Here is a 5,291-nt window from a genome sequence, read left to right as displayed (position 1 = left end):
GTCGCACCCGGCGTGGACTCATACAAGTCCACCGCCCGCTGCCGGAACTCGTCCGTGTAGTTCTTCCTAGCCATCCCTTGGATTCTCGCTTCCCCAGCATCGTGCTGGAATCAGCGTGTCCAAGATCAGGGGTCAAGCGCCTTTCCAGAACGCAAAAGAACCGCTTTTATTCAGACTAATAGCGCATGAATCTAGTGAGAACTGGTATCGAGGGACTCTTCGATTCGTTCCCCGGAGCTGGAACACTGAGGTCACCAGCTAATTTCACAACGGCTGCACGGTGCCGTGCCGCACGAGGAGAATCGATGTCCTGCACTGAGCAGGCGTCCGTCGCCGTCATCGGGATGGGCACCGTGGGTGCCATGGCCGCCTGGCAGCTGTCGAAGCTGGTGCCCGGACGCATCATCGGCATCGAGCAGTACGGCGTCGCGCACGCGTACGGCGCGTACGCCGGGGAGTCCCGCCTGTTCCGCACCGCAGCCTACGAGGGCGAGCACTATACTCCGTTGCTCGTCCGGGCGCAGCAGCTGTGGCGAGAACTCGAGCGAGAATCGGGGCAGAGCATCTACTTGCAGGTCGGAGCGCTCACGATCGCCCCCGGCGCTTCTCCGAAGATCGCTGGAACCCTCGAGGCCGCCGAGCGCTTCGTCCTCCCCCACGAGCATCTGGTGGGACGCGAGCTGCGACGTAGGTTCCCGCAGCACGACTTTGACGATGGCGACGAGGCGATCCTCGATCTCGGCGGCGGCGGCCTGCGCCCCGAGCGCGCCATTCTCACCGCAGCATCACTCGCCGAGCGCGGAGGTGCCGAGATCTGGGACGACACTCGGGTGCTCGGCATCGACGAGCAGCACGGGAGGCACCTAGTGAGCACCACCCGCGGCGACATTCTCGCCGAGAAGGTTGTCATCGCCGCCGGCCCCTGGAGCCAGCAGATCCTCCCTGAGTTGAAGACGTTCACGAAGGTGAAGAGTGTGCCGCTCACGTGGTTCATGCCGAAACGCGTAGACCAGTTCCTTCCCGAGCGGTTCCCCGTCTTCGTGCGGGACCGCGGAACCACCCACCTGTTCGGCGCCCCGAGCCTCGAAGGCTACGCCGTGAAGATCAGCCGTGCCGCGTTCCCGGACTGGCCGCTCGTCGACGACGTCGCGCAGCTGCAGCGTGAGCACACCCGGACTGAGCTCGCGCAGACCTCCGAGCTGGCGACCTGGTACTTTCCGGGCCTGCACCCGGAGCCGGTGCGCCACAGCATCCACCCGGACAGCTACACGGCCGATCTCACCCCGATTATCGACGCCTCGCCCGACGGCAGCCGCGTCGTCGTGTCCGGGCTGTCGGGACGGGGCTTCAAGTTCGCGCCCGCCCTCGGCCGTATCGCCGCTGACCTGATCCACGCAGGCGCCAGCGAACTCTACGACCCCGGCCGGTTCAGCCTCGCCGCTCACTACCGCGCGCTCGACCACTGACCACACGGGCGGACCGGGGCTCCTGCCGCTGCGCATCGCGCACGCGCCGGGAGCACAGTTCGCCATATTCATGAGAACCCCTTGAGAAGGAGAAGCACCATGCAGGAAATCACTCGCGACGTCGTCATCATCGGCGCCGGTCCCGCGGGACTCACCGCGGCGCGGCGCCTGAGCCAAACCGGGAAGACAGTCGCCGTGCTCGAAGCGCGCGACCGCGTCGGCGGCCGCACATGGTCGGACACGATCGACGGCTCCTTCCTCGAGATCGGCGGCCAGTGGATCGCGCCCGAACAAACCGCGATCCAGGATCTCGCGGCGGAACTCGGACTCGAACTCTTCCAGCGCCACCGCGACGGCGATTCGGTGTTCATCGACAAGGAGGGCAACCGCCACCGTTTCACCGGCGACTTCCCCGTCAAGCCGGAGACCCTCGAGGAAATGCGCAAGCTCCGCGCAGAACTCACCCGACTCTCCCTCGAAGTCGACCCAGCCGCCCCGTGGGAGCACCCCCGCGCCGCCGAGTACGACGAGATCACCTTCGACGCCTGGCTGCGCGCCCAGAGCGACGACGCCGAGGCGCGCCTCATCATCGGCAACTTCATCTCGGGGGCGATGCTCACCAAGCCAAAGCACTCGTTCTCCCTGCTGCAGGCTATCTTCTTCGGCGCCTCGGCCGGGTCGTTCGAGAACCTCGTGGACGAAGACATCCTCCTCGACAAGCGCGTCGTCGGCGGCATGCAGAGCGTCTCCATCCGCATTGCCGAAGAACTCGGCTCCGAAAATGTCTTCCTCGACAACCCGGTGCGCGAATTGCACTGGGAGGACACCGCCGAAGGCGCCCCCGCCACGGTCACCGCGATCACCGACCACCTCCGCGTGAGCGCCCGCCACGCGATCCTCGCGGTACCGCCGAACTTGTACTCCCGCATCCAGTACGTTCCGGCCCTCCCCCGCATCCAGCAAATCGCGCACCAGCACCACTCGATGGGCCTCGTCATCAAGGTCCACGCTTCCTATGACCGCCCATTCTGGCGCGAGCAGGGCCTCTCCGGCACCGGGTTCGGCTACTACAACGTAGTCCAGGACATCTACGACAACACGAACCACCGCGACGAGCGCGGCACTCTCGTCGGATTCATCGTGGAGCACGACGCGGAGAAGGTCTGGGCGCTGCCCGAAGATGAGCGCCGCGAGACGATCCTGAACTCCCTCGCCGAGTATCTCGGCGACGAGGCGCGCAACCCGCTCGCGTTCTACCTCTCCGATTTCGGCGCCGAGGAGTGGACCCGGGGCGCGTACGGCACCAGTTACGATCTCGGCGGCCTGAGCCGCTGGGGTGCGACCCAGAACCAGCCCGTCGGCCCGATCTTCTTCGCCAGCTCCGACATCCAAGGTTTCGGCTACCAGCACGTCGACGGCGCCGTCCGCATCGGGCAGGACACCGCCGCCCGCATCCTTGAGGCGGACGGCGCAGCACAGTGACCACCACACAGCGCGAGCCCGCCGCGACCACCAAGAGCCTGACGCTCAAGGGCCTCCAGAAAGGGAAGATCGGCGCCTTCGCCGGGGCGATCATCGGAATCGCGAGCATCGCCCCGGCTTACACCATGACATCCGGGATCGGGCCGACGATCTCGGTCGCCGGCCTGCAGACCCCGTTCATCCTGCTCATCGGATGCATCCCGATGATGTTCGTGCTCATGGGCTACCGTGAGCTCAACTCCTCGATGCCGGACTCGGGCTCCACGTTCACCTGGTCGTCGCGTGCGTTCGGGCCGTGGATCGGCTGGCTCGCCGGGTGGGGGCTCGTCGCGTCGACCGCCCTGGTACTGTCGAACCTCGCCGCGGTCGCCGTGGATTTCTTGTTCATCGCGCTGTCGCAGATGTTCGAGAACCCCGACATCGCCGACCTCACGGGCAATCTCTGGGTCAACATCCCGGTCATCGCGATCCTAACGGGGATCGCCGCGTACATCTCGTATCGAGGCGTCGAGGAGACCAAGCGCGTTCAATACGCGCTTGTGGGCTTGCAGGCCATAGCCCTCGCCTGGTTCGTGATCGCAGCGGTCGCCAAGATCGCGAACGGCGAAGCCTACGACTACACCCCGGTGAGTCTGGAATGGTTCAACCCCGCGCTCCTCGGATCCGACGGGTTTAGCTTCAGCGCACTCATGGCCGGCCTCTCGCTGTCGATCTTCATGTTCTGGGGCTGGGACGTCATCCTCACGATGAACGAGGAGACCAAAGATCCCCGCCGCACTCCCGGACGGGCCGCACTGCTCACCATCGCCATGATCGTGATCACCTACCTCACCGTCACAATCGTGCTGCTCAGCTACACCGGCATCGGCACGACAGGGCTCGGGGCCGGAAATCCGGACATCCAAGAAGCGCTGTTCGCCGCCCTCGCCCCCGAGGTAATGGGACCATTCGCACTGATCATGTCGCTCGCCGTCTTCGCGAGCTCCGCCTCGGCGCTCCAGGCGACGCTCGTGTCCCCCTCCCGGACCTTGCAAGCGATGTCACATTACGGGGCCGTGCCGAAAACCCTCGGCAAGCTCTCCAAGTACCAGACACCCGGCGCCGCGACGGTGTGGGCGGCGGTCGCCTCTGTCACCTTCTACGTGCTGATGCGCCTCGTTTCCGAGGACGCCCTCTGGGACACCATCACCGCGATGGGCATCATGGTCTGCTTCTACTACGGCATCACCGGCTTGGCAGCGTTCTGGTACTTCCGCGGCACCTGGTTCGCTAGCATCGGGAACTTCTTCCGACGCTTCCTTCTCCCGCTCCTCGGCGGTATCGCGCTCGTCGTCATGTTCGTCAAGACGCTTTACGACTCCGCCACCGACCCGGACTTCGGGTCCGGGAACATGCTTTTCAGCACCACCCTCCCCGACGGCTCTACCGATGGCGGCGTCGGAGTCGTCTTCGTCGCCGGCGTCGCCATTATCGGCGGCGGCATCATACTAATGGTGATCTACTCCCTCATAAACCCAGGATTCTTCAAAGGCAAGGAAATCGAAGTCGGATCGGTACGCCAGGAAACCGATATGACACCTTTTGATGCCGCAGCAGATCACGCCTCAGCAGAGCGAGAAGAGCACTTGCAACATGAAACCGGACGCTAGTCAAGGTTACTCAAAAGTGTTATTACCGCAATACAGTCTGCATGTTCAATGCATAGAAATAACATAGGAGAGAACCAATAGCGGTAGGCGTCGGGCGGGTAGGAATTTCCTATCTCTAACCATCTAGTGCGATTCCCACACTATCGCCGTGGCCGACACAGGTGAAGAGTTCACCTCGGAGCAAGGACGTTTTACTGGTGGAAACGAGAGTTCCACTCATGGCCCGGCATCATGTCCTGAAATCAGCAACCGAGAGAACCGCATACCGTGAAATCAAGATTGTTGCGGTCCGAAGCGGTAGCTTACGCGTGTTGGTTGACAACTATGAAACCCTTGCGCACACCGGTGACATTACAGTTCTCCCCGCAGAGACTGTATTCCATGTGGTCCCGGTGCCCCAAGCCTCAATTACATGCATCTACTTAGACCCAGAATATGCGCTTGATCTAGTCTATTGGCAGTATCGCGGCCGACTCTCTCACCGCGCAGAGGCGCACGTCTTTGCTGAACGTTTATACGGTGACATGCGAATTATCGTGCGGCTTGGCAAACGGGCTCTTCGGACATTCGGTGGGGGTGAGGCTCGCCGGGTGAGGTTCGGCGGGTAGGGGTCGAGGTCCCCGAGGATCAGTAGCGCCAACTGCTGCTCCAACCGAGGACCTCGACGTGTCTCACGATAGTTCGGGGTGCGCTG

3 protein-coding genes are annotated in these 5,291 nt (G+C 63.5%); all 3 read left to right on the top strand.

Annotated elements, in window-relative coordinates; genetic code table 11:
* Positions 1-305: 305 nt before the first annotated feature.
* The 3 genes from solA to Q1V87_RS00435 all read left to right on the top strand — a co-directional run bounded on the left by solA (position 306) and on the right by Q1V87_RS00435 (position 4,597).
* Positions 306-1,466, top strand: a complete 1,161-nt coding sequence (solA, locus tag Q1V87_RS00445) for an N-methyl-L-tryptophan oxidase (RefSeq protein WP_300590386.1) — start codon at positions 306-308, stop codon at positions 1,464-1,466.
* A 99-nt stretch (positions 1,467-1,565) separates the two neighbouring features.
* Complete coding sequence (locus Q1V87_RS00440) at positions 1,566-2,948, top strand: NAD(P)/FAD-dependent oxidoreductase (RefSeq protein ID WP_079941045.1); 1,383 nt, start codon at positions 1,566-1,568, stop codon at positions 2,946-2,948.
* Positions 2,945-4,597 carry an APC family permease gene (locus tag Q1V87_RS00435; protein WP_300590385.1) on the top strand — a complete coding sequence of 551 codons (1,653 nt, stop codon included), beginning with the start codon at positions 2,945-2,947 and terminating at the stop codon, positions 4,595-4,597. Before Q1V87_RS00440 ends, Q1V87_RS00435 begins: the two co-directional genes overlap by 4 nt.
* The last annotated feature ends 694 nt before the right edge of the window (positions 4,598-5,291 follow it).

Source organism: Microbacterium sp. (assembly GCF_030149085.1).
Lineage (GTDB): Bacteria > Actinomycetota > Actinomycetes > Actinomycetales > Microbacteriaceae > Microbacterium.
Note: the sequence above shows the minus strand (reverse complement) of the source record. Positions and strands in the feature narration are given on the sequence as shown.